A 23,105-nucleotide genomic window follows, 5' to 3' on the forward strand; every position below is an offset into this window, starting at 1 on the left:
GGCGCCGCCGCGAGGCCTAGGAACCTCCTTCCGACAACAAGCCGGCCGCAGGCCGGTGCGTTAGCCAACGGGCCCTCGGGCCCGTTGCGCCCTACCTGGGGAAGGACCAAAGGCGCGAGGCGACCTTCGGCCGCCTCGCTACCGCCCTCGACTAGCTCCGCTCGCTCGGTTGGTGCCTGGAGCAAGCTGCCTGGGCCTCTCAGCTCCTGCAGGGTGCCAGCAATAGCGGCGGCATCCAGCCCGGAGCAGAGGTTTGACCCCTCGGAAAGCTGAGCGCAGAAACGGGGAAGCCCTGGCCGAGCAATGCTATGACCAAGGCTTCCGTTGTGGCGGGGCGCCACGGAGGTCGCCGACTTCTCACTTCCTCACTCGACAAAAGAGCAATTCGAGCGGGGGATGTGCAGTGACTGCACAGGGTCTTGCCAACCCGGGCGATGTCGGCTCGGATAGGGCCGTCCGAGGAATGCGGGTGTCATCGTTTCCGACAAGACCGTCATGGCCGCCGTCGACTGCCGGCGGCTTCGACGGCACCTCCCACGGGCCAGGCTGCTCTTCGTCGCCCACCGGGAGGAGCTTCACAGCCTTTCCCGATCGGGGGAGGTTCTGCTTCCGCGCGGGAGCTCGCCACGAGCTATCGGTCGGACGGTCGCCGAGCGTCGACTAGGTCATCGATGATCTGGAAGTCGCCGACGTTCTCGGTGAGGAGGGGCACTCCTTCCACCTGGGCGGTGGCAGCGATGGCGAGGTCGATCTGGCGCCGTCTTGGATTGCCACCACGGCGGGCCACCGCAGCGGTGAGTTGACCCCAGACACGGGCGACCTCGACGCTTATCGGTAGGGGGTCGAACGTTGCCTCGACCACCGAAAGTCGGGCGGTGCGTCGAGCCCGCTCGTCATCGTCACCGGCAACGAGGACACCGAAGTGCAGCTCGGTTATCGAAGCGACGCTGATGGCGGCCTCGACGTCGTCAGGCGGGGGGAGCTCGCCTATGAGCACCGACGTGTCGAGCACGGCCCTCATGAAGCGAACGGGTCTACGACGCCTGCCGGCAGTCGCTCGAGGTCGGCATCCAGCCCCCGCGGCGCCTTTGCGCGCCAGATGCCCGCGAGTCTGGCACCGCTGACCCAGCGGCGGCGATGGGCCGGGCCGAGCTCGGCAACGGGACGACCGGCGACCGTCACGGTAAGGGTCTCGCCGGCCTCGGCCCGACGGAGCACCTCGCCGACGTGGTTACGCAGCTCTTTCTGTGCGATGTGGCTCACGCTGACCAAGGTAGCAGAACTGCTACCTTGGCCCCCGAGTCAGTTCGCAGCGATCGGGTTTTCGGCAGCCTCACGCAACCGAAGAAGTCGACAGCGCACGAGTGCTCCCATGCGAGGTGCGCGCCTGACCAGCGGTCGTGGTGGCGGTGGTGGTGGGGGACGACCCCACGTCCTTCTGGTTATGAGCCAGGCGTGTCCATCGACCTCCGCGACGACCGTGAACGAGCCGGGCAGGCCAATCTGGGAGATGGCTTTCTACCCGTCGCCTCCGACCTGCCGCCAAGTTCGCTGGACCGACCGGACCACCCGCGCTTTGCAGCAAGCGGCGGTCCGATCCTGGCAGCGCTTGGCTCGCCGAGCTACTGCCGGCGGCGCTTGGATCCCGCCGGCCCTTCGCCGGTCGCCACCGACGCCTGCTGCAATCCCTGGAGCTCCTCGGTCGTGAGCGGCCGCCACTCCCCCGGGCCTAGGCGCTGGTCGCGCACCGGCCCGATCCGAGTCCGTACCAGCCGGCGGACCGGATGGCCGACGGCCTGGCACATCCGCCGGATCTGCCGGTTGCGGCCCTCGTGGATAACCATCCGCAGCGTGTCGGGTGCGACGACCGCGACCCTGGCCGGCGCGGTGGGACCGTCCTCCAGCACCACGCCTTCTCGGAGCGCCCGGACCGCGGCCGGGCGGGGGTTGCCCTCGACGACCGCCAGGTACTCCTTCTCCACCCCGAAGCGGGGGTGAGTCAGGCGGAACGTCAGGTCCCCGTCGTTGGTCAGCAGGAGGAGGCCTTCGGTGTTGGCGTCGAGGCGGCCGACCGGGTGGATCCGGGGCTCCTCGGGCACTAGGCCGACCACCGTCGGGCGTCCCTCCGGGTCCGACGCGGTGGTGACCACCCCGGCCGGCTTGTTGAGCAGGTAGTACACCAGGCCGGGGCGGACCGCGACGGGGACCCCGTCGACCTCGATGCTGTCCTGCTCGGGGTCGACCCGCCGTCCGAGCACGGCGACCTCGCCGTTTACCGACACCCGCCCGGCGTCGATCAGGTCCTCCGACACCCGGCGGCTCCCGATACCCACCCGGGCCAGGACCTTCTGGAGCCGTTCGCCTTCGTGCTCCTCGGGGCGCCCATCGCGGTCCTCGGGGGCCTCAGGCACCGTGGTCACCGTCTGCCGGCTCCTGCCCGACCGCCTCTTGTCCGGCCAGGTCCTGGCCAGCGGGCTCTTCGCCGCCGGGCTGCTCGCCTCCCGGCTCGTCCTCGCCCGGCGCCGGGTCGGCTGCTTCGGGCTCGGCAGCTGGCGGCTCCAGGTCTTGCTGGTCGTTGGGGGCCATCTCCATCTCCGCCTCCGCGGCCGCAGCAGCGTCCTCCGCGGCGGCGGGACCGACCTGCAGGCTGTGCTCGAGGGCCTCCATCACCTCCGGACCGGGGACGAAGTCGGCCAGCGGCGGGAGGTCACCCAGCTTGTCGATGCCTAACCGTTCGAGGAACAACGGCGTCGTCCCGTACAGGACCGCCTGGCCCGGCCCGGGATCTCGGCCGATCTCGGTGATGAACCCGCGCTGTTGCAGGGTCCGCATCACGCCGTCGGCGTTGACGCCCCGGATCGAGGCGATCTGGGCGCGCGACACCGGCTGCTTGTAGGCCACGATCGCCAGCGTCTCGAGCGCGGCCGCCGACATGCGGGCGCTTTGACCCTCGAGGACGAACCGCTCCACGTAGGGCGCCATGTCGCCGTGACTCTGGAACCGGTAGCCGCCGGCGACGCGCGCCAACACGAATCCTCGGTCGCTCTCCCGGTACTCGGCGCTCAGCTGGTCACACAGCTGCTCGATGGCCAGCGGCGGCATCTCCAGCAGCTGGGCCAGGATCCCCGGCTCGACTGGGCTGTCGGCGACCATCAAGATTGCCTCGATGGCCCGGGTGGCTTCCGACGCCATCAGCCTTGGTACTCCTCGACGCCGGCCAGGACCGAGTCCTCCGAACCCTCCGCCGGCGCGCCCTGCCACGCGATGTGCAACTCGGCGAAGCTCCCGGCCTGCTCCACGTCGATGTAACCCTGCTTGTAGAGCTCGAGCACCGCCAGGAACCGGACGATGACCTCTAGGCGCTCGGTCATCCCCTCGGTCAGCGATTTGAACGTGGCCCGACCGACCCGGGGCAGAACCTCCACCAGCTGCTCGACGGCCTCGGCGACGCTGGTCCTTATCGGCGCCACGTGGTCCAACGCGACGGTCGGGGTCGGCTTGGGCGTCAAGGCGGCCTGGAGGGCGTCGCGCAGGCGCTCGGGGGTCACCCCCTCCATCAGGTCGGGTACCAGACCGACGAAACGCTCCTCGAGCCCGGCGGTACGCGGGTAGCTGCGAGCCGCGCCGTCCATCAGACGGACCATCGTCGCCGCGGCATCCTTGAAGGTCTTGGCCTCCAGGAGCCGAGCCAGGAGCAGGTCCCGCTCCTCCCAGAGCGCCAGCTCCTCCTCTAGTTCCACGTCGTCGCGCCCGGGAAGCAGACGGCGGGTCTTTAGCTCGAGCAGCACGGCCGCGATGAGGAGGAATTCGGTGGCCACCTCCAGGTCAAGCGCAGCCCGCATCTCCTCGAGGGTGGCGACATAGGCGTCGACGATCGAGGACAGCGACACCTCCCACAAGTCCACCTGCTCCTTGGTGATCAGGTGCAGCAGGAGGTCGAAGGGGCCCTCGAAGACCGGCGTGCTCACGGTGTAGGGCACCCCGACGAGTGTACCGGCGGGGTATTCGGGTGGCTGTGATGGCCCGGTGGCTTACCATCGGCTGGTGACCAGGGTCCTCTCCGGCATCCAGCCCACCGGCCAACCGCAGCTCGGCAACTACCTCGGCGCGCTCCGGTCTTGGATCGCGCTGCAAGACAGCGCGGACGCCTTCTACTGCGTCGTGGACCTCCACGCCCTCACCGTGCCCGGAGACGCAGCCGAGCTGCGCTCCGCCACGATGACCATGGCGACGCTGCTTCTGGCGGCCGGGCTCGACCCGGACCGCTGCACCCTGTTCGTGCAGAGCCACGTCCCCGCCCACACCCAGGTGGCATGGCTGCTCGAGTGCACTGCCAGCTTCGGCGAGATGCGGCGCATGACCCAGTGGAAGGACAAGTCGGCCAAGGGCGGCGAGGAAGCTGCCCGCCTGGGATTGCTCGCCTACCCAGCGCTGATGGCCGCCGACATCGTCCTCTACGACGCCGACCGGGTGCCCGTCGGCGACGACCAGCGCCAGCACCTCGAGTTGACCCGCACCCTGGCGGAGCGGTTCAACCACCGCTACGGCCAGACGTTCAAGGTGCCCGACGCCCTGATCCCCGCCCGAGGGCAGGGGGGACGGGTGATGGACTTGCAGGAGCCGACCCGCAAGATGTCCAAGTCCAGCGACTCCCCGCAGGGGACGGTGTTCCTCTTCGACGACCCCAAGGACATCGAGCGCAAGATCAAGCGTGCGGTGACCGACGCCGACGACGGCCCGGACGCGGTGCGCTACGACCCGGCAGCCAAGCCTGGGGTGTCCAACCTCCTCGACATCCTCGCCACGATCACCGGGCGCACCCCCGACCAGGTGGCCGCCGGCTACACCCGCTACGGACCTCTTAAGGCCGACACGGCCAGCGCGGTCGTCGAGTTGTTGGCCCCGATCCAGGCCCGCTACCGGGAACTGGCCAGCGACCCGGCCTCGGTGGCCAAGGTGCTGCGAGCCGGGGCGGAGCGGGCCAACGAGGTGGCGGCGGCGACCGCCGCCCGGGCCGAGGCCGCCATCGGGCTCCTGCCCCCCGGATGACACGCGCTTTGCCGCCGACCCCCGGAACCGTCTCCCTGCCCGGGCCGCTCGTCGACGCAGCTTGGCTGGCGGCCGCGCTCGCCGACCCGGCCGCCGCGCCGGCCGTGGCCGATGTCCGCTGGTATCTCGACGGTCGCTCCGGGCGGCGGGCTTGGAGCGAGGGGCACATCCCCGGCGCGATCTGGGTGGACATCGACACGACGCTGTCGGGACCGGTCAGCGCCGGCACCGGCCGCCACCCGCTGCCCGATCCTCGAGCCTTCGTGGCCGCGCTGGTCCGGTTGGGTTTCGAGCCGGGGCGGCCGGTGGTGGCCTATGACGACGCCGGCGGATCGATCGCGGGACGCCTGTGGTGGATGCTCCACAGCCTCGGCTGGGAGGTGGCCATCTTGGATGGGGGGCTGGCCGCCTGGCCCGGGCCGTTGGAAGCCGGGGCTGGCGGCGAGGAGGCCCGCACCGAGGAGGCTTCCAGTGCGGAGGCTCAAAGTGCGGAGGCTCACAGTGCGGAGGCTCCGAGTGCGGTGGCTCCGAGTGGGGAGGCTCCCGGCGGGGAGCGAAGCGGCCTATCGTCGGGTGACGGCCGGGCCCCGGTGTGGCCAGCGGCCAGGATCGTCGCCACCGAGACGCTCGCTGCCACCCTCGAGTCGGCGTCGGCGTCGGCCGAGAGCAACCCCTTGCCCGGGTCGCTGCAGGGCGCGGTGATCATCGACGCCCGCAGCCCAGAACGCTTCGCCGGCGAGCCCAATCCAGCCGACCCCCGGCCGGGGCACATCCCCGGCGCCCGCAACGCCCCCTGGGCCGCCAACCTGGACCCCGCGACCGGCCGGTTCCTTCCCGCCGATGCGCTGCGCCGGCGCTTCGAGGCTCTGGGAGTGCGCGCTGGCACGCCGGTCGTCTCGTCGTGCGGGTCCGGGGTCACCGCGTGCCACAACCTCCTGGCCCTGCACCTCGCCGGCCTCAACGTTGACGCCCGCCTGTACCCGGGGTCTTGGTCGGCGTGGGGCGCCGACCCGTCACTGCCGATCGAGACCGGACCCGACGACCGCTGAGCGTCCTTTCGGAGTCCAGTTGTCCACCCGGCGCCGTGGTCAACTGGACGCCCGACGCCCGACGCCCGAGCGGGCCAGCCGCCCGACGTTCGAGCGGGCCCGACTGGCGAAGGTCCGGGCCCTCAGGCTTTGAGCAAGTCGGCCCAGGCCTGCCCGGCCGGCCCGAAGATGTGACCGAGGAACCCGTGCGGGTTCCACAACACCACTACCAGCAGGATCGGCATGGCGTACTGGCGCAGCGTCGACCACGCCGGCCACGCCGCGGCCGGCAGGAGCCGCTCGACCACCGCCGAGCCGTCGAGGGGAGGCAGGGGGATCAGGTTGAACACGGCCAGGCTGACGTTCAAGAACCCGAGCAAGAACAGCACCCGGTCGGCGATATCCAGCGAGTTGATGCCGATGTAGGTGTAAGCGTCGTAGACGTGCAGAGCGGTCCCGGCGGGCCGGGCGAAGCGCAGGACGATGATGGAGATGCCGGCCAGCGCCAGGTTGGTGGCCGGCCCGGCCAGGCTGGTCAGCAGCGAGTGGTTGCGGGGGCTGCGCATCCTGGACGGGTTGATCGGGACCGGCTTGGCGTACCCGAACGCTCCGAGGCCGGAGAGGGCCAGCACCCCGGGCAGCACCAGGGTGCCGATCGGGTCGACGTGGCGGAGCGGGTTGAGGGTCAAGCGCCCGGCCCGCTTGGCGGTGTCGTCACCGAACGCCAGCGCGGCCACCCCGTGGGCCACCTCGTGCAGCATGATCGATGGGACGACGACCACGAAGATCAGCAGCGTGGTCGACGACAGGGTGTGGCGCAAAGCCCACACCGCGACGAGGATGAGCCCCAAAGCGACCAGCGCCTGGGGGTGGAGGAGCTGGCTGCGCCGAGACGAGCGCGGGTCGGCCATCAGGTCAGGATCCCCGCTTCCTGGCTGGCGCAGCCCGGCCCGTACCGGCCTGCGGCGCGTTCAGCCGGCGGCGGAACAGGTGACGCAGCGCCGGGCGGTGGGCATCGCCTCGAGGCGAGCCTCGGCGATCGGTTGCCCGCAGCGCTCGCAGATCCCGTACGCCGGGGTGGCGGTCCCGTCCAGCTTGGCCAACGCCAGCTCCACGTCGTCGAGCCCGGAGCGGAGCTTGGCGACCAGCGCCCCGGTCTCGCCCCGCTCGGCGTTCACCTGGCTGGAGTCAGCGAAGTTGGCGTCGTAGTCGAGCGCGCCGGTCCCGTCGAGCGCGCCGAGCTCATTGAGCTCGCGGCGAAGCGCGGCTCGTTCGGTCTCGAGTGCGTTTCGCAGGGCGGCTACCCCGGTGTCAGCCATCATTCACCGAACGGTACACCTCGCTTCACCGGGGGGCGAGGCAGCCGGCCGTCAGGGCCGCCCGGATGCCCCCTAAGCGCACCAAACCGCACCGACCGCCGGGCAGGGACCCCGGCGCGGTCACTGCGAGAGCCGGGTCAAGGGATGGGCCGGGCTCCGAGCATGGCCAGGGTGAGCCCGACGATGGTCTTGGCGTCGGCCAGCTCGCCGGCTGCGATCAGCTCGGCGACGTCGGCGAGCGCGACCTCTTCGGTGGTCATGTGGTTCTCTTCGATGCCCTGCAGGTCGGTCGGGACCTCGGTCAGGTCCCGGGCCACGAACACGTGGGTGTACTCGTCGCTGATCCCGACCGAGTTGTAGAACCTGGCCACCAGGTCCATCTGCCCGGCCCGCCGCCCGACCTCCTCCTCCAGCTCACGCGCCGCGGTCACCTCGACGGCCTCCCCGGCCACGTCGCGCTTGCCGGCGGGGATCTCGAGCAGCTCCCGGTCGACCGCGGCCCGGTACTGGCGTACGAGCAGGGCGGTACGGTCGTTGACCAGCGGGACGACCGCCACCGCCCCTGGGTGGTGGATGATCGTCCTGGTGAACGGCTCGCCGGTCGGGCTCTCGAAGCGCCCCTCGGCCACCCGGAACAGCTGGGTGGCGAGGAGCTGCTCCTCAGCGAGCTTGCGGAACGGCGGCAACGTCGACGTCGTGGAGGTCGAGGAGTCTGGGGGCGCGGCCCTCGGCTCGGGCCAGCGCGGCGCCGACCAGCTCCCGGAACAGCGGGTGGGCCCGCTCGGGGCGGCTCTTGAACTCGGGGTGGGCCTGGGTACCGACCCAGAACGGGTGGCCCGGCAGCTCGATGAACTCCACCAGGCGGTCGTCGGGCGAGGTCCCCGAGCAGGTCAGCCCGGCGTCCTCGAGGCGAGCCCGGTACTTGGGGTTGACCTCGTAGCGGTGCCGGTGGCGTTCGTATACCAGCTCCCGGCCGTACGCCCGAGCCACCTGGGAGTCGGGCAGCAGCTTCGCCGGCCAGGTCCCGAGCCGCATGGTGCCGCCCATGTCGACCACCGAGCGCTGCTCGTCCATCAAGTCGATGACCAGATGGGGGGAGAGCGAGTCGAACTCTCGCGAGTTGGCGCCTTCGAGGTCGGCGACGTTGCGGGCGTAGTCGATCACCATGACCTGGAGGCCTAGGCACAGGCCCAGGCACGGGATCTCGTGCTCGCGGGCGTAGGCCGCCGCGGTGATCTTGCCCTCGATGCCGCGCTCGCCGAACCCGCCGGGGATGACGATGCCGTCGAGGTCCCGTAGCCGTCCGTCGGCCAGCAGGCCCTGCACGTCCTCGGCTTGGACCCACTCGAGCTCGATGGCCGCGCCGTGGTGGTAACCGCCGTGGCGGAGGGCCTCCACGACCGACAGGTAGGCGTCGGGCAGGTTGACGTACTTGCCTATCAGCCCGATGCGCACCGGGCGGGTGGCGGCCTCGACGCGCTCCACCAGCCGCTCCCACTCGGTGAGGTCGATGGGGTGCTCGGGGGTGCCGTCGTCGTTGACGCCGTCGAAGCGCAGCAGCTGGCAGACGTAGGTGTCGAGGCCCTCGTCGTGGAGGGTCAGGGGGATCTCGTAGAGGTTGGGGGCGTCGGTGCACGACACCACCGCGGCGACGGGAACCTCGCAGAGCAGGGAGATCTTGCGCTTGAGGCCCGGCGAGATGCTGCGGTCGCTGCGGCAGATGATGACGTCGGGTTGGATGCCCCGGCTGCGCAGCTCGGTCACCGAGTGCTGCGTCGGCTTGGTCTTCTGCTCCCCCGACGGACCGAGGTACGGGACCAGGGTGACGTGGATGTAGCAGACGTTGTCCCTGCCGACGTCCATGCGGAACTGCCGGATGGCTTCGAGGAACGGGAGGATCTCGATGTCGCCGACCGTGCCGCCCACCTCGGTGATGACCACGTCGACGTCGTCGCTGGCGAGGCGCAGGATGCGGTCTTTGATCTCGTCGGTGATGTGAGGGATGACCTGGACGGTCTTGCCCAGGTAGTCGCCTCGGCGCTCCTTGGCGATGACCCCCGAGTAGATCGAGCCGGTGGTGGCGTTGGAGTCACGGTTGAGGCTGACGTCGATGAACCGCTCGTAGTGGCCGAGGTCGAGGTCGGTCTCGCCGCCGTCGTCGGTCACGAACACCTCGCCGTGCTCGAACGGGTTCATCGTGCCCGGATCGACGTTGAGGTACGGATCGAGCTTTTGCATCGTGACCCGAAGGCCCCGGCTTTTCAACAAACGCCCCAGCGAGGAGGCGGTGAGCCCTTTCCCGAGGGAGCTGGCCACGCCTCCGGTGACGAAGATGTGCTTCGCCAAGTCCTGTCCTCCAATGCTCGACGCCCATAGGCACCCTACCGGCTGGCGGCCCCGACGACGGCCATACCGAAGGCCACGAAACCGCCGGAGCGCACCCCGACGGCGGTCCGGGACGCTCTAGCCCGGCCCGCCCCGGGCCTGCGCCAGCAGCTCGGTGGCGTGCGAACGGGCGGTGGCGCTGTCGGGGCTGCCCGAGAGCATCCGGGACAGCTCGACCACCCGCCCGGACTCGTCGAGGATGTCCGCCGAGGTGCGGGTCCTGCCGCCCGACTCCTGCTTGGACACCGCGATCTGGTGGTCGGCGAACGCCGCGACCTGCGGGAGGTGGGTGACGACCAGCACCTGGTGGTGGCGGGCCAGGGCGGCCAGCGCCCGGCCCACCGCGACCGCCGCCTCGCCGCCGATGCCGGCGTCGACCTCGTCGAACACCAGCGTCCGGGCCGGCGCCGGCCGGTCCCCGGCGGTGGTCGGGGCCGCTGCGGTGTCGAGCTCGGAGGAAGGCCGCAGGTCGCTCACCACCAGCCGGAGGGCCAGCATCGTGCGGGCCAGCTCCCCTCCGGAGGCGATCTTCGCCAGCGGGAGGGCGGCCTCGCCGGCGTTGGCGCCGAGCAGCCAGGTGACGTCGTCGCCTGCGGGGGCGTCGCCGACGACGACCTCGAAGCGGGCCCGCGGCATGGCCAGGGTCCGCAGCTCGGCCTCGACCGCGGCGGCCAGCGCCGGGGCCGCGGCCCGGCGGGCGGCGCCGAGCGCGGCGGCCGCGGCAGCCACGCGGTCGGCCGCGGCGGCCCGCTGGGCGTCGAGCGCCGCGGCCCTGGCATCCCAGCCCTCCAGCTCCTGGAGCCGAGCCCGGGTGGAGTCGCGAAACGCGATGACCTCCGCCAGCGTGTCGCCGTACTTGCGCCGCAGGGCGCGCAGCTGCTGGCGCCGGGCGGACACCGCGGCCAGCCTCTCCGGGTCGTCCTCGAAGCGCTCCGCCGCTCCCCTGGCCTCAGTCGCCAGGTCGGCCAGCTCGGCCTCGACCGCCCGGAGGCGGTCGTGCAGTCCTTGCAGCGGGGCCCGCCCGGCGACCGCGGCGAGCGCCGCGCCGACACGGTCGAGGGCGCCCTCGTCGCCCTGGAGGGCGTCGTGCACCGTACCGGCCGCCTCCCGGTGGGCGCCGGCGCCACTCAAGCGGTCCTCCTCGGCGACGAGGGCGTCCTCCTCGTGGGGGTCCTCAAGGGAGGCTGCGTCGAGCTCGTCGAGCTGGAAGCGCAGCAGGTCGATCTCCCGGGCCCGGGACCGCTCGTCGCCGCCGAGCGCGGCCAGCTCCGACTCGATGGCGGCCAGCGCCCGCCGGGCCGCCTGGAGCGGGCCGTGGTCGACGCCGCCGGCCCGGTCGAGAGCGGCCCGCTGGGCGGCCGGGGAGAACAGCGCCTGATGGGCGTGCTGGCCGTGCAGGTCGACCAGCGCGCCGCCCGCCTCGGCCAGCCCGCTCAGCGCGGCCATCCGCCCGCCGACATATGCCCGCGACCGGCCCGACGCCGGGACCACCCGGGCCAGCACGACGTCGTCGCCTTCGTCGTCGTGCTCGTCGCCGGCGGTCCCCGGCGGGCGCGTCGCGGCCGACGGCCAGAACCGGCCCTCCACCACCGCCTCCTTGGCCCCGGGCCGGACCAGCACGGGGTCGGCCCGGCCGCCGAGGAGCAAGTCGATGGCCTCGACGAGGAGGGTCTTGCCCGCGCCGGTCTCCCCGGTGAGAGCGGTCATTCCCGGCTCCAGCACCAGGGTCAGGTCGTCGATGACGCCGAGGTCACGGACCCGAAGCTCGCGCAGCACCACCCGGCTCTCTTTCTCCTTACCGGTCTGTCAGATCGAACTTGCGTTTGAGGATCCGGTGGAAGTCGCGGTCCTCAAAGGTCACGAGCAGCGCGTCGCGCCGCCCCTGCCGGCAGGTGACGGTCTGGCCGGGCACGACGGGAATCGGCCCCCACCCGTCGACGACCAGCTCCGCCCTGGCGTCGCCGACCGGGCGCAGCTCGACCTCCTCGCCGGCGTCGAGGACCAGCGACCGGTCGAAAAGCCCGTGCGGAGCGACGGGGGTGACGATGAACACCCTGGCTCTGGGCGACACGATCGGGCCGCGAGCCGACAGGTTGTAGGCGGTGGACCCGGTCGGGGTGCACACGATCAGCGAGTCGGCGGCGTAGCGCAGGAACGGCACGCCGTTGAGTGACATCTCGGCGCGCACGGTGTGGCCTTGCGCGTCGCGCTGGAGGACGACGTCGTTGAGGGCGCGCCGGGGCGGCGACGGCGGCGCCTCCCCCCCGCTCACATCGACGTCGAGGGTCATGCGAGGCTCGACCCGGTAGTCACCGGCCAGGAACCTTTCCAAAGCGGCGGTCAGCCCGTCGGGCTCCACGGTGGTCAGGTAGCCGAGATGGCCGAGGTTGACGCCGAGCACCGGAACGTCCGCGGCGCTGACCGCGTCGACGGTGCGCAGCATCGTGCCGTCCCCGCCGAGGCTGACCGCCAGGTCCAGCTGGCTCGGGTCGCAGCCCCCGTCGGGATCGTCGACGGTCCGGACCTCGTGGCCCCTGGCGCGCAGCCACTCCCGGGCGACCTCCGCGGCCGCGACGGCAGCCGGACGGCCGGTGTGGACACCGAACCCGATGACCGCCACGGTCAGATCCCGGCCAGTTCGCGCCCGGCGGCGACCGCCGCGTCGGGGTCCCAGTCCCCGCCGGGCGTCCCGGGACGGAGGTGGGCCAGGAACTCGACGTTGCCGTCGGCGCCTCGGATCGGGGAGACCATGACCCCCATCATGGTCGCTCCCTGTGACTGCCACGCGGAGGCCACCTCGAGCAGGACCCGCCGCCACACGTCGGGATCCCGGATGACCCCCTTGCCGGCGCTGACCTCCTGGCGGCCGGCCTCGAACTGCGGCTTGACCAAAAGAACCACGTCGGCGCGGGGGGCGAGGAGCGCGGCCAGCGCCGGGGCGACGGTCCGCAGGGAGATGAACGACAGGTCGGCGACGAGGAGGGAGAAAGGAGCGTCGTCCAGGTCGGTCGGTGCCAGGGACCGCACGTTGGTGCGTTCGATCGACACGACGCGCGGGTCGGTCCGCAACCGCTGGTGCAGCTGGTGGCGGCCCACGTCGACCGCGACGACCCGGGCCGCGCCTCGCTGTAGCAGGCAGTCGGTGAAGCCGCCGGTCGACGCGCCGGCGTCGAGGCACACCATCCCGGCGGGGTCGACTCCGAAACGGTCGAGGGCCGCGTCGAGCTTCTCGCCGCCGCGACCGACGAAGCGGGGCGGCGGTCCGCTCACCGTGACCGCTTCGCCCGGGTCGACCATCCGCCCGGCGCGCATCGCCGGGGCGCCCCCGACGAGGACCCGGCCGGCCTCGATCAGCGCCTGGGCCTGGGTGCGGCTGTCGGCCAGCCCCCGGCGGACCAGCTCGACGTCGAGGCGCCGGCGGGTGCTCAGCTGCTCTTGGTGGTCCCCGACGCCTTCTTGGCGGCCGGGGCCCTCCGGGCGCCCGCAGCCTTCTTGGCTGCGGCCTTCTTGACCGGCGCGCCGCTCGCCGCGGCCTTGACCGGGGCGGCCTTCTTGGCGGCCGCCTTGGCCGGCCCGGAGGTCTTGCCAGACGACCCGGACGCCTTGCCGGTCGGGCCTGGGGCCTTGCGCCCCGCGGCGCTGTTGGTCGCCGGGGAGGCACCGGACAGGCGGCGCTCCAACGCTGCGAGGTCGTCCTTGGTGGCCAGTCCCAGTGCGCCGAGCTGGCTGGCGATCTCCTTGCGGATCACGTCGAGCACCTGGTCGGTACCCTTGCGGCCGGCGTCCACCAGGTCCTCGACCTGGCCGGTGGCCTGCTTCTGGGTGGTTTGGCCGGCCTTGGCGAGCTCCCGGAGGAACTCGACCGCCCGGCTGCGTGCGGCCTCGAGGAACTCCTCGCCGGCCTCCGAATACTGCCTGAACCTGTCGTCGCTGGCCATGCCCTCCATGCTACTCCGATCCCAAGCGTCGCGCTTGCTATTGCAAGCACCCGGCGAGGACGGCGTCGGTGAGGGCGGACAGGTCGTCGCCGACCACCGCTGGCGCGGGGTCGGTGGGGACCTCGTCGGGGCGGGTCACGCCGGTGAGGACCAGCCCGAACGGTGCGGCGATGAGGGCGGCGAAGCGCCCGTCGGTGTCGAGGCGGTCGCCGACCATGATTCCCACCGGGCCGAAACGGTCCCGGACCAAGTCGGCGACGGCCTGGTGGGGCTTGCCGGCCACGGTCGGCTGCACTCCAGAGGAGACGGTCAGGAACGCGATCACCGCTCCGGCGCCGGGCAGGAGCCCGTCGGGCGTCGGGAACGTGGCGTCGGTGTTGGTGGCCACAAAGCGCGCCCCGCCGCGGATGGCGCTGGAGGCCGCGGCCAGCTCGTCGTAGTCGAGGACCGGTGCCCGTCCGACCACCACCGCGTCGGGGCCGGAGCCGGGGTGGACCACGGCGACGCCCCGCTCGGCCAGCGCCTCGCTCACCCCTGGGCCGCCGACCGCGGCGGCGGTGGTGCCCGGCTCGAGCAGCGACGCGGCGGCCTGGGCGGAGGACACCACCTCGTCGGGTCTGGCGTCGACCCCGGCCCGGCGAAGGGCGTCGGCGTGCTCGCCGATCGTCGGGCCGGCGTTGTTGGTCACGAACGCCACCCGGTGGCCGGCGTCGCGGATGCGGGCCACCGCCTCGGGCGAGCCCGGTATCGGACGTCCGGCCAGCCATACGACACCGTCGAGATCGAGGACCCAGAGCACGGGACACTCTCGCGCGCCGTCGCTGCGGCGACTCCCTGCCCGGCGGCCGGCGCGAGCACTTGCCGAGCGGCCGGCGCGTCCGCTACGCACGGGCAGTGCCCCGTTTCGAGCCGTTCCCCGGCCTGCGCTACTCGCCCTCCCACATCGCGGCCCTCGAAGACGTCGTCTGCCCGCCCTACGACGTGATCTCCGAGGACGACCGGCAGGCGCTCCTCGAGCGCTCCCCCTACAACGTCGTCCGCCTCGAGCTCCCCGTCGCCGCGCCGGGCGACCCCGACGCGCCGGCCGCCGACCCGTACGCCGAAGCAGCCCAGCTGCTCGACGCTTGGCGCGACGGCGGGGTCTTGCACCGCGACCCGCAGCCGGCGTTCTACGGATACCGGATGCGCTTCACCGACGACACGGGCACCGATCGCTCGACGATCGGGGTGATCGGCGCCCTCGGGCTGGAGCCGCCGGGAGCGGGGATCCTCCCCCACGAGGAGACCACGCCGAAGGCCAAGTCGGACCGCCTGCAGCTGCTGCGGGCGACGCGCGCCAACCTGTCCCCGATCTGGGCGCTGACACCAGCGACCGGACTCGCCGCTCTCTGCGGGGCGCCGGCCCACCCCGCGGAGCACACCGGGGACGGGCTGCACTCCACCGAGTCCGAAGGCGTCGTGCACGAGGTGTGGCCGATCTACGACCCAGAGCGCGTCGCCGCCATCACCGCCCACGTGGCCGGGCAGCCGGTGCTCGTCGCCGACGGCCACCACCGCTACGAGACCGCGCTGGCGTTCCAGTCCGAGGACCGCTCCCCCGGTGCGGGGGCGGTCATGGCTCTCGTCGTGGAGCTGGACGAAGCGCAACTGTCGGTGCAGGCCATCCACCGGGTCATCGCCGGCGTCGACGCCGGCGAGGTGCTCGCCGCGCTGGGCCGGGCATTCAAGCTGGTGCCGACCGGGGCGGCCGACGCCGGGATCCTGACCCGCATGACCGAGGCCGGGGCGCTGGCGGTGGTCACGTCGTCGGGTGCGTGGCTGGCGGTCCCGACCGACGAGACCACCGCGGCCGCCGCCCACGACTTGGACTCCAGCCGCCTCGACGTCGCCCTGGCCGCCCTGACCGGCGCCGAGGTCAGCTTCCAGCACGGCTGGGACCTGGCTGTCGCCGCGGTGGACGCCGGGGCCGGCACCGCGGCGGTGCTGCTGCGGCCTGCGACGGTGCAGCAGATCGCCGCGATCAGCCGGGGCGGGACCCGCATGCCGCCGAAGACCACGTTTTTTTGGCCCAAGCCCCGCACCGGGATGGTCATCCGAGAGCTCATCGGCTGACCCGTCGCCGGCCCTCCGCCCAGAAAACGTGCGATACCGCCCATCCCGCCCATACCGGTAATCGGCGAGATCGGCGCCGCAGCGCGACCCGCCGGCCTCCAGCCTGTGTTGCGTTTACCGATACAAGGGTATGCGCACCACGGACGCCGGCGTGCAGCAACCGCCGCCATCGCGCCAGACGAGCCCGGCCCGGTCTCGCCTCGACGCGCTGAAGGAGTGGCTGATCGATCACCCCACCGGGATCGTCGGCGCGGTCGGCGACGACGGCAAGGTGTTGCCGTTCCCCCCTTCCATCGTCCTAGGGAAGGGCCACCGAATCGAGGACCGCTCCCTGCTCGAGCTGGTCGTAGCCGACGACACGGTGGATGTGACCTACGCGTTCCTAGCTTCGGGCACCCACGGAGTGGGCAGCGCCCGGGCCCGGCTCCTCGATCGACCCGACGAGCACGTCACCGTCACCTACCTCGACCTTCGCGACGAGCTGGGCGTCACCGTCCGGACCGTGTCGTTCGGGAGCGAGGGGCCTACCGCCAGCCTGCGGCGTCGCCAACCGTCTCAGCTGCGACCGCGGCTGGCGACGATGACCAAGTCCTCCAACGGCATCGTGGTCGACGTCGACCGCAACGCGGAGCGGATGCTCGGCTGGACCGCGGCGGAGGTGGTGGGGCGCAGCTCGCTCGACCTCATCCACCCGGAGGACCAGGCCCGCTCGATCGACAACTGGATGCAGATGATGCTCAACGGCGGCGGCCAGTCGGTCCGCCTCCGCTACCAGCGCAGCGACGGCACGTGGCTGTGGCTGGAGACCTCCAACGACCCGCGCCCTGACGACGGAACGGCCCGGGTCGTGTGCCACCTAGTCGACGTCTCCGACGAGGTTGCGGCCATGGAGGCGCTGCGCCGCCAGGAGCGCCTCCTACGACGGGTCACCGACACCGTCCCGGTGGGTCTGGTGCACTTCGCGGCCGACGGGTCGGTGAGCTACGCCAACGATCAGATGCTGCGGCTGGTCGGCCTGCCCGACATCACCCGCCTCGAGCAGTTGTGCGCGGCCCTACCCGACTGCGACGGACGCCGCCTCGACGGCTCGGTCCGCTCCGTCTTGTCCACCGGCCAGGACGGCGTCTTGGAGGTCACCATCCCCCGCGGCCCCCTCGGGCCGCCCCTCCGGTGCCGGGTCGACCTGAGCGCGGTCGTCGACGCCGGCGAAGTCCTCGGCGTTTTGGTCTGCGTGGTCGACGTCACCGACTTGAAGGCCCAAGCCGCCTACGACGGGCTTACCGGCCTGCTCAACCGGGCGTCGGTCCTCGAGTCCCTCAAGGACCATCTGCGCCAGCCCGGGCAACGGGTGGGGGTGGTCTTCGTCGACCTCGACGACTTCAAGCTGGTCAACGACCAGCTCGGTCACGCCGCGGGGGACGTGGTCCTCGAGCAGGTGGCGGCCGCCCTGATGGGAGCGATCCGCTCCGCTGACAGCGTCGGCCGGTTGGGCGGCGACGAGTTCCTCGTCGTCTGCCCTGCGATCTCCTCTGTCAGCGACCTGGCGTGCGTCGTCGACCGGATGAGCGACGGGCTTTCGGCGCTCACCGTCGAAGGTTGGGACCACCCGGTGACGGCAAGCCTCGGCGTGGCGCTGGTCACCGGAGGCGAGACCACCGTGGCCGACGCGGTCGCCGCCGCCGACCGGGCGATGTACGACGCCAAAGGGGGGCGGCACACCCCCGTGGCGCTGTCCGCAGCCCCGGCCGACGCCTCGCAGGCCGCCGGCCGCCCCTGACCGGGGACCTCAGGTCTCGGGGCCGCCGGCGACGCCGAAAAGCTTCCACAGGCGCCGCGACACCGGGTTCATGAGCCCCAGCTCCTCGCACAGCTTGCGGGGTTTGGCCGACGCCTCGACGAGGAGCTTGGCTCGCTTCGGCGTCTTGCGGGCCTCGGAGATCACCGACTTGGGCACACCGGCACGGAAGCTCATGCTCGGCGGGACGTCCACCATGAGCCGGGTCATCACCCCGAACATGGGTGGCGTGATCAGCGACAGCGCTCCCCTGCGGACCCGTCCCAGCTTGGGGACCTCGGCCTTCAGGTAGTTGCGGGCGTAGGACACATGGCGGGCTTCCTCGGTCACGTGGATCCGCATGATCCGCTCCACCAGCGGGTGCACACCGCCGCGGCGCAGCTGCTGGCGCTGCAGGTGGTCGACGGGGTCCTCCCCGCCGAGCACGAAGAGGAAGAACAGCTCCGGGAAGCGGCGGCTTAGGGGGAGCACCGCCCGCTCCGCGGCCTTCTTGATGACCGTGGGCATGCCGTGCACGGGCATACCGGTGCGGTTGACGAACTCCTGGAACATCAACGAGTGCTGCGACTCCTCGATGGTCTCGTGGTGCAGATACCTGAACTGCTCGGCGCCGTTCGGCATCCAAAACGCGATGTTGAGCAGGCCGCGCTGGAGGACGTTCTCGAACTCCCACCCGGTGCGCATGGCCGACGCCACCCGGTACAGCGCGACGCGTGACTGCACGTCGGCGGGCTGGGAGCGGTACCACTCGGTGGCTCCCAGAGGGTCACCGGTCCACAGCAAAAAGCGGGGGTCGGCCGGGTCGATGGCCATCAGGGGGTCGTCCCAGTCGATGTCGGCGTAGGCGTCGAAGTGCTTTTCGACGGACTGCTTCGACAGGCGACGGACGATCGACGCGAAGGTGGCGTCGCGGTCTTCGCCGCCCCCGGGAGCCGCCGACGCGGCGCCGGAGGCCGGACCGGTGGCGGTGATCGGGTCGGCTGTCGTGATCGGAGTCGGTTCGGTGACGGTCAAGGGAGGCTTCCTTCCGTACGAGAAACGGGTCCGGCGGAGCCGGCTTGGCCGGCGTCGTAGAGGATCTGGGCCAGGCGGTCCGGCGCCTCGAACGGCAGCTGGTGGCCCGCGCCGGGGATGGCCACCAGCGTCGCCCCGGGGATGCTGGCGGCCAGGCGCTTGCTGAGCTTGTGAGCCAAGAGGGTGTCGCGGGTGCCGGAGACCACCACGGTCGGGGTGTGGATTCCGGCCAGCTCGGGGCGCAGGTCCATGATCGCCATCTGCTCGAGGAAGTCCCGCCGGGTGTCGGGGGCGGTGGCGAGGAACGACTCGCGGGTGGCCAGCAGGTGGGTCATGGACGCCTTGCGCCCAACCGAGCCCCGCACCAGCAGCGGCCCGAGCGTCGGCCGGCGCATGGCCGCATCGACCCGGGGGCTGCCGACCACCGCACCGGCCACCCGGGTGAAGGCCGGCCCCAAGCTGACGCTCGACGAGGCGGTGGACACCAGCACCATCGACGCCACCCGCTCGGCCAGGACGTCCTTGTGGCGGCTGGCGAAGGACTGCACGGCCATCCCGCCCATCGAGTGGCCGGCCAGCACGACGTCGCGCAGGTCGAGGGTGCGAAGCACCGAGTCGACGTCGTCGCCGATGGCGGCGACGGTCAGCCCGTCGATGCCAGCGGTAGACGAGCCGTGGGCCCGCTGGTCGTAGACCACCACGCGACGCCCGTCTTTGACCAGGCGCCGGGCGACGGGACCCCAGATGCGCTTCTCCGCGGTCCACCCGTGGATCAGCACCACGGTCGGAGACGTCGGGTCGCCGCAGATCCGTACCGCCAGGCGAGCACCGTCGCCGGTGGTGACCGTGCGGTCCTCGCCCTCCGGTAGGACCAGCGGCGCCCCGTCGGTCAGGTCCGGGTTGGCGCTCCAGCGGTGTGCCGCGACCCGGGGCGCGGCCAGCACCGCCGCGGCCGCAGCGACGCCGAGCACGGTCTTGGTCCGGGCGGTCACGGTCACAGACCCCCGAGGCTCATGCGGGCGGCCCGGTCGGTCGCGGCTTGGGGGAGGACCCCGCGCAGCCACCACCCCAGCCTGGACTCGAAACCGACCGGTACCACGCTGCGGTTGCGTTCGACGGCGCTGATGATGGCGTCGGCGACCAGCTCGGGGCGATGACCCTTGGCGAAGACCTGCTCGGCCCGGGCCCGGGCCTGGCCGCCGTCGCGGCTGCCCCGGTAGCGGGTGTTGGACCGCACGATGTTGGTGTTGATCACACCGGGGCAGACGACCGACACGCCGACGCCAGCGTCGTGCCAGTCGGCGCGCAGGCACTGCGACAACGCCAGCAACGCCGCTTTGGTGGTGACGTAGCCGGGCTCGGTGGCTCGCGGCGTGTAGGCCAGGCCGGAGGCGACGTTGACCACCTGGCCCGAACCGCGCTCCACCATGGCCGGGCCGAACGCCTTGGTCACGTTGACCGCGCCGAGCAGGTTGATCCCGACGATCCAGTCCCAGTCGTCGGCGTCCATGTCGAGGAAGCGGCCGGTCATGCCCACTCCGGCGTTGTTGACCACCACGTCGGGCGTCCCGTGGGCCGCGGTGACCGCCGCGGCGATCTCGACGACCGCAACCCGGTCGGCGACGTCGACTTGGTAGCTGTGACCTCCGGTGTCCGCTGCGGTCTTGGCCGCGGTCTCGGCGTCGATGTCGAGCGCCACGACCTTGGCCCCCTTGGCGGCCAAGGCCAGCGCCGTGGCCCGGCCGATCCCGCTCCCGGCGCCGGTCACCAGCGCGGTACTCCCCGACAGGACCACCGTGGCGCGCCGGGCCCTGGAAGGTGGCGGCTTCGGGGGCGGGGCCACTGCGGCGTTTCGCACCGTTTGAACATACCATCGTTGACTGGCACAGTCAACGGGGGGCCGTTTCAGCGTGCTGTCAGGAGGATCTCAGGCGGTGTTGCCCTGCCTCTCAGTGGCCGTTGAGGGGCGGCGGAGACAGTGATGGCAACCAAGCCCGCTACCCCCGGAGCACGCCATGCGCAACGATCCCTTCACCAGCACCTCGTCACCGGACCCGGAGGGCACCGGCCCCGCGTGGGGTGCTCCTGCCGTCCCCGACGGGAGCCCTTCGGGCGCCGCGCAGGACCCGGCCATGCGGGGACGCGGAGCCCATCCCGCCGGCAGCCTCCGGCGCCGTTTCGGCGCCGCTGCGCTCGGCGCCACCCTGGTCGCCGGCGGAGGAGCCGGCGCGGCGGCCACCGCGCTGCTCACCAACGGCGGGAGCGCCCCGGTGATCCACACCGTGGCCGCCCAGACCTCCACCGCTGCCGCGGGCAGCACCATCCAGTCGGTGGTGGCCAAGGTCGAGCCGGCGCTGGTCGACATCCACACGACCGGCACGTCCTCGGCGTCGTCGGCGTTCGGCAGCGGGCTCAACCCGTTCGGCGCCGGCCAGACCACCACCGCCGCGGCCGGGACCGGCATGATCATCCGCTCCGACGGGTTGATCCTGACCAACGCCCACGTCCTCGCGGGCGCCACCTCCATCACCGTCACCTTCGACGGGCAGACCAGCACCCACCCCGCGACCCTCGTCGGGGAGGACGCGGCGAAAGACATCGCGTTGATCAAGGTCTCGGGGTACTCCAACCTGCCGACGGTCACCTTGGCCAGCTCCTCCACCGTCCAGACCGGCGACTCGGTCCTGGCCATCGGCAATGCGTTGGACCTCCAAAACGGCGGGTTCACGGTCAGCAACGGGATCATCTCCGGGCTCAACCGCTCGATCACGACCGACAACAACGAGCACCTCACCACCCTGCTCCAGACCGACGCGGCCATCAGCTCCGGCGACTCCGGCGGCGCCCTGGTCAACGCCGCCGGCGAGGTGATCGGCATGAACACTGCCTCAGCGTCGAGCAGCGGCACCAACACCGCGCAGAACATCGGGTTCGCCATCCCCACCTCCACGATCACCGCGGAGCTGGCCACGTTGGAGAAGGGCAGCATCGGCCCGACCACCACCGGCAGCTCGTCGAGCTCGTCGACCCAGCTCCAGGGCGGCTCCAGCCCGTACGGCTACTCCTACGGCTCGGGCTTCGGCGGCTACTAGCCGGCGGGTCGCCACCGGCCGGCGCTACGACGTCCAGTTGCCCACCCCCTGGGGTGGTCGACTGGACCTCGGGCGGTCCGGCCCGCAGGCGGTCAGAGGCTGCAGGCGGTCAGAGGCTGCGGGCGGTCAGAGGCTGCGGGCCAGGCGCAGCCCGCTGAACGCCCACTGCGCTGCGGGCGGGAAGAAGTTGCGGTACGTCAGGCGGGCGTGGCCGGGCGGGGTGACGCACGCCGAGCCTCGCAGCACGTGCTGGCCGGACATGAACTTGCCGTTGTACTCCCCCACCACGCCCGGCGCCGGAGCGAACCCGGGGTAGGCGAGGTAGGCGCTGGCCGTCCACTGCCACACCTGCCCGTACCAGCCGCCGTCGTCGCTGGCCTGCGGGTGCAGCGCGACGGGGCGGACCGCCGGGCGCGCCAGCGAGGCCGCAGCGTGCTCCCATTCCGCCTCGGTGGGCAGCCGGGCGCCGGCCCAGTGAGCGAAGGCGTCAGCCTCGTAGTAGCTGACGTGGACCACCGGCTCGGACGGCTCGACCGGCCGGCACCCGCCGAGGGTGTGTATCCGCCAGCCACCCGCGCCGTCCGCCTCCCAGTACAGCGGCGCCTCCCGACCGGACGCCTTCAGCTCGGCCCACCCGTCGGAGAGCCACAGCTCGGGGCGGTGGTACCCGCCGTCGGCCATGAACGCCAGCCAGTCGCCGGCGCTGACCAGACGGTCGGCGATGGCGAAAGGCTCGAGCCACACCCGATGCGCCGGCGTCTCGTTGTCGTAGCTGAACGGCCCGTCGGTCGGGGCCCCGATCTCCACCAGGCCTCCCTCTAGCGACGTCCATCCGACCGGGCGCTCGGCGCGTGCCGGCGGCCGCTCGGGGTGGTAGGCCGGGCGGAACGGGTTGGCGGCGAGGACGTGCTTTATGTCCATCAGCAGCAACTCTTGGTGCTGCTGCTCGTGGTGAAGCCCCAGCTCGACGGTGGCGGCGACCTCCGGCGGCGGATCGCCGGCGAGGAGCGACACCATCGCGTCGTCGACCCGGGCCCGGTAGGCGGTGACGTCCGCCGCGCCCGGCCGGGTGAGCAGTCCCCGCTCGGCCCGGGGGTGGCGGGGTCCGGCCCCCTCGTAGTACGAGTTGAACAGGTACAGGTTGCGGTCGTCGACGGGGCGGTAGCCGGGCTGGTAGGCCAGCAGCACGAACTGCTCGAAGAACCAGGTGACGTGCGCTCGGTGCCACTTGGTCGGGCTCACGTCGGCCATGGTCTGAACCGTCTGGTCCTCCGGGGAGAGAGGCTCGGCCAGCGACTCGGTCTGCTGGCGGACGGCCAGGTACCCGTCGCCGGTCGGCTGGGGGGCTCCCATCGGCGGCCGGAGGAGGGCGG

23 protein-coding genes are annotated in these 23,105 nt (G+C 72.0%); 5 read left to right on the forward strand and 18 right to left on the reverse strand.

Annotated elements, in window-relative coordinates:
* Positions 1-631: 631 nt before the first annotated feature.
* From K6U06_RS10160 to K6U06_RS10180, 5 genes are all read right to left on the reverse strand, one after another.
* Positions 632-1,021, reverse strand: coding sequence for a PIN domain-containing protein (locus K6U06_RS10160; RefSeq protein ID WP_262321817.1), 390 nt, complete (start codon positions 1,019-1,021; stop codon positions 632-634).
* Entirely contained in the window at positions 1,018-1,263 is a 246-nt protein-coding gene (locus K6U06_RS10165; protein WP_262321818.1) for a type II toxin-antitoxin system Phd/YefM family antitoxin, read from the reverse strand. The genes K6U06_RS10160 and K6U06_RS10165 overlap by 4 nt, the downstream gene beginning before the upstream one ends.
* A gap of 359 nt (positions 1,264-1,622) precedes the next feature.
* A complete protein-coding gene (locus K6U06_RS10170; protein WP_262321819.1) occupies positions 1,623-2,411 on the reverse strand; it encodes a pseudouridine synthase in 789 nt (262 codons plus the stop codon).
* Complete coding sequence (gene scpB / locus K6U06_RS10175) at positions 2,404-3,192, reverse strand: SMC-Scp complex subunit ScpB (RefSeq protein WP_262321820.1); 789 nt, start codon at positions 3,190-3,192, stop codon at positions 2,404-2,406. The genes K6U06_RS10170 and scpB overlap by 8 nt, the downstream gene beginning before the upstream one ends.
* On the reverse strand, positions 3,192-3,980 hold the full coding sequence (locus K6U06_RS10180) for a segregation and condensation protein A (RefSeq protein ID WP_262321821.1): 789 nt from the start codon (positions 3,978-3,980) through the stop codon (positions 3,192-3,194). The genes scpB and K6U06_RS10180 overlap by 1 nt, the downstream gene beginning before the upstream one ends.
* Before the next feature lie 64 nt (positions 3,981-4,044).
* On the opposite strand from K6U06_RS10180, the gene trpS reads away from it, so the two are divergent.
* The gene (trpS, locus tag K6U06_RS10185; RefSeq protein WP_262321822.1) at positions 4,045-5,049 is read left to right on the forward strand and encodes a tryptophan--tRNA ligase; all 1,005 of its coding nucleotides are present in this window, start codon (positions 4,045-4,047) and stop codon (positions 5,047-5,049) included.
* A complete protein-coding gene (locus K6U06_RS10190; protein WP_262321823.1) occupies positions 5,046-6,098 on the forward strand; it encodes a sulfurtransferase in 1,053 nt (350 codons plus the stop codon). The genes trpS and K6U06_RS10190 overlap by 4 nt, the downstream gene beginning before the upstream one ends.
* Before the next feature lie 122 nt (positions 6,099-6,220).
* Here K6U06_RS10190 and K6U06_RS10195 read toward each other — a convergent pair whose 3' ends face one another.
* The 9 genes from K6U06_RS10195 to K6U06_RS10235 form a co-directional block, all read right to left on the reverse strand.
* Complete coding sequence (locus tag K6U06_RS10195) at positions 6,221-6,988, reverse strand: site-2 protease family protein (RefSeq protein ID WP_262321824.1); 768 nt, start codon at positions 6,986-6,988, stop codon at positions 6,221-6,223.
* A 60-nt stretch (positions 6,989-7,048) separates the two neighbouring features.
* On the reverse strand, positions 7,049-7,399 hold the full coding sequence (locus tag K6U06_RS10200) for a TraR/DksA family transcriptional regulator (RefSeq protein ID WP_262321825.1): 351 nt from the start codon (positions 7,397-7,399) through the stop codon (positions 7,049-7,051).
* Positions 7,400-7,533: 134 nt separating this feature from the next.
* Entirely contained in the window at positions 7,534-8,082 is a 549-nt protein-coding gene (locus tag K6U06_RS10205) for an NUDIX hydrolase (RefSeq protein ID WP_262321826.1), read from the reverse strand.
* Entirely contained in the window at positions 8,057-9,742 is a 1,686-nt protein-coding gene (locus tag K6U06_RS10210) for a CTP synthase (protein ID WP_262321827.1), read from the reverse strand. Before K6U06_RS10210 ends, K6U06_RS10205 begins: the two co-directional genes overlap by 26 nt.
* A 117-nt stretch (positions 9,743-9,859) precedes the next feature.
* Entirely contained in the window at positions 9,860-11,560 is a 1,701-nt protein-coding gene (gene recN, locus K6U06_RS10215; protein WP_262321828.1) for a DNA repair protein RecN, read from the reverse strand.
* 16 nt (positions 11,561-11,576) lie between these two features.
* On the reverse strand, positions 11,577-12,401 hold the full coding sequence (locus K6U06_RS10220) for an NAD(+)/NADH kinase (protein WP_262321829.1): 825 nt from the start codon (positions 12,399-12,401) through the stop codon (positions 11,577-11,579).
* A 2-nt stretch (positions 12,402-12,403) separates the two neighbouring features.
* Entirely contained in the window at positions 12,404-13,210 is an 807-nt protein-coding gene (locus tag K6U06_RS10225; protein WP_262322008.1) for a TlyA family RNA methyltransferase, read from the reverse strand.
* Positions 13,207-13,719, reverse strand: a complete 513-nt coding sequence (locus tag K6U06_RS10230) for a hypothetical protein (RefSeq protein WP_262321830.1) — start codon at positions 13,717-13,719, stop codon at positions 13,207-13,209. Before K6U06_RS10230 ends, K6U06_RS10225 begins: the two co-directional genes overlap by 4 nt.
* 37 nt (positions 13,720-13,756) lie before the next feature.
* A complete protein-coding gene (locus K6U06_RS10235; RefSeq protein WP_262321831.1) occupies positions 13,757-14,518 on the reverse strand; it encodes an HAD-IIA family hydrolase in 762 nt (253 codons plus the stop codon).
* Between the two features lie 95 nt (positions 14,519-14,613).
* Here K6U06_RS10235 and K6U06_RS10240 point away from each other — a divergent pair, with 95 nt between their 5' ends.
* A complete protein-coding gene (locus K6U06_RS10240; RefSeq protein ID WP_262321832.1) occupies positions 14,614-15,831 on the forward strand; it encodes a DUF1015 domain-containing protein in 1,218 nt (405 codons plus the stop codon).
* A 130-nt stretch (positions 15,832-15,961) separates the two neighbouring features.
* Positions 15,962-17,608 (forward strand): sensor domain-containing diguanylate cyclase, encoded by a 1,647-nt coding sequence (locus tag K6U06_RS10245; RefSeq protein ID WP_262321833.1) that lies wholly within the window; start codon positions 15,962-15,964, stop codon positions 17,606-17,608.
* Between the two features lie 9 nt (positions 17,609-17,617).
* On the opposite strand, the gene K6U06_RS10250 is transcribed toward K6U06_RS10245, so the two are convergent.
* The 3 genes from K6U06_RS10250 to K6U06_RS10260 are packed head-to-tail and all read right to left on the reverse strand — an operon-like array spanning position 17,618 to position 20,498.
* Positions 17,618-18,640 (reverse strand): AurF N-oxygenase family protein, encoded by a 1,023-nt coding sequence (locus K6U06_RS10250; RefSeq protein ID WP_262321834.1) that lies wholly within the window; start codon positions 18,638-18,640, stop codon positions 17,618-17,620.
* Positions 18,637-19,638 carry an alpha/beta fold hydrolase gene (locus tag K6U06_RS10255; RefSeq protein ID WP_262321835.1) on the reverse strand — a complete coding sequence of 334 codons (1,002 nt, stop codon included), beginning with the start codon at positions 19,636-19,638 and terminating at the stop codon, positions 18,637-18,639. The genes K6U06_RS10250 and K6U06_RS10255 overlap by 4 nt, the downstream gene beginning before the upstream one ends.
* Positions 19,635-20,498 (reverse strand): SDR family NAD(P)-dependent oxidoreductase, encoded by an 864-nt coding sequence (locus K6U06_RS10260; protein ID WP_262321836.1) that lies wholly within the window; start codon positions 20,496-20,498, stop codon positions 19,635-19,637. The genes K6U06_RS10255 and K6U06_RS10260 overlap by 4 nt, the downstream gene beginning before the upstream one ends.
* 157 nt (positions 20,499-20,655) lie before the next feature.
* Here K6U06_RS10260 and K6U06_RS10265 point away from each other — a divergent pair, with 157 nt between their 5' ends.
* Positions 20,656-21,732 carry a S1C family serine protease gene (locus K6U06_RS10265; RefSeq protein ID WP_262321837.1) on the forward strand — a complete coding sequence of 359 codons (1,077 nt, stop codon included), beginning with the start codon at positions 20,656-20,658 and terminating at the stop codon, positions 21,730-21,732.
* 126 nt (positions 21,733-21,858) lie between these two features.
* Here the strand turns inward: K6U06_RS10265 and egtB are convergent, their stop codons facing one another.
* Positions 21,859-23,085 (reverse strand): ergothioneine biosynthesis protein EgtB, encoded by a 1,227-nt coding sequence (gene egtB, locus K6U06_RS10270; RefSeq protein WP_410051024.1) that lies wholly within the window; start codon positions 23,083-23,085, stop codon positions 21,859-21,861.
* Between the last annotated feature and the right edge of the window lie 20 nt (positions 23,086-23,105).

The sequence above is a fragment of the Acidiferrimicrobium sp. IK genome, assembly GCF_025499425.1.
Lineage (GTDB): Bacteria > Actinomycetota > Acidimicrobiia > Acidimicrobiales > Palsa-688 > Acidiferrimicrobium.

What these genes read in the sequence shown, in the direction of transcription:
- K6U06_RS10160 (WP_262321817.1), bottom strand. Translation starts at nt 1,021, where the DNA reads ATGAGGGCCGTGCTCGACACGTCGGTGCTCATAGGCGAGCTCCCCCCG.
- scpB (WP_262321820.1), bottom strand. Translation starts at nt 3,192, where the DNA reads ATGGCGTCGGAAGCCACCCGGGCCATCGAGGCAATCTTGATGGTCGCC.
- K6U06_RS10190 (WP_262321823.1), top strand. Translation starts at nt 5,046, where the DNA reads ATGACACGCGCTTTGCCGCCGACCCCCGGAACCGTCTCCCTGCCCGGG.
- K6U06_RS10195 (WP_262321824.1), bottom strand. Translation starts at nt 6,988, where the DNA reads ATGGCCGACCCGCGCTCGTCTCGGCGCAGCCAGCTCCTCCACCCCCAG.
- K6U06_RS10200 (WP_262321825.1), bottom strand. Translation starts at nt 7,399, where the DNA reads ATGATGGCTGACACCGGGGTAGCCGCCCTGCGAAACGCACTCGAGACC.
- K6U06_RS10230 (WP_262321830.1), bottom strand. Translation starts at nt 13,719, where the DNA reads ATGGCCAGCGACGACAGGTTCAGGCAGTATTCGGAGGCCGGCGAGGAG.
- K6U06_RS10245 (WP_262321833.1), top strand. Translation starts at nt 15,962, where the DNA reads ATGCGCACCACGGACGCCGGCGTGCAGCAACCGCCGCCATCGCGCCAG.
- K6U06_RS10265 (WP_262321837.1), top strand. Translation starts at nt 20,656, where the DNA reads ATGCGCAACGATCCCTTCACCAGCACCTCGTCACCGGACCCGGAGGGC.
- egtB (WP_410051024.1), bottom strand. Translation starts at nt 23,085, where the DNA reads ATGGGAGCCCCCCAGCCGACCGGCGACGGGTACCTGGCCGTCCGCCAG.